The 501-nt window shown below is 61.5% G+C and carries 1 protein-coding gene; it reads right to left on the bottom strand.

Annotated features, from left to right (window positions below):
• Positions 1 to 501: IS1595 family transposase (locus VI234_RS21240; RefSeq protein ID WP_336331232.1), on the bottom strand; the 501-nt coding region annotated here is incomplete at both ends.

The following is a 501-nucleotide window of genomic DNA, read 5'->3' as shown; positions in this document are numbered from 1 at the left end:
GTTGACGTGCACCTCGTCGTCGGCGTATTCGCCGTCGCCGTGGACGACGTATTCGCGGTCGAATGCGTCGTCGTCTTCGAGCGGTTCGTACGCTCGAAAGCCGTCGGTATAGACAGTGATTGACTCCTGCTGGCGGTCAGCCAGCAGGAGTCGAATCGTCGATTCATCTGCGGCTTTCGCCGGGATCACGTACCGTTGTCCGGTGCCACGGTCGGCGATGATGAACACGGGTGGCTTGTCGCCGCTGTACGAACCACGCCCGCGCGTGGACAGGCCACGCGAGCGCGACTCCCGGTCACGCTCGCGGCCTTTCTTCCCGGCAGAGACGTACACTTCGTCGATTTCGATCGGGCCGACGAGATCGAGGGAAGGCGCATCGAGCGCTCTGGCGAAGCGCTCGATGCGCCGGTGCATGGTTTTGTGTGTCACCTCGATCTCGCACTGTAGTTGGCGAAGACTCGTGTTAAACCGGAGGAACGCGTAAATTGAGAACAACCACCG

It is taken from the genome of Haloarcula sp. CGMCC 1.2071 (genome assembly GCF_037078445.1).
Taxonomy (GTDB): domain Archaea; phylum Halobacteriota; class Halobacteria; order Halobacteriales; family Haloarculaceae; genus Haloarcula; species Haloarcula amylolytica.
The sequence above is the reverse complement of the archived record's forward strand: the minus strand, read 5'-3'. Positions and strand labels throughout refer to the sequence as shown.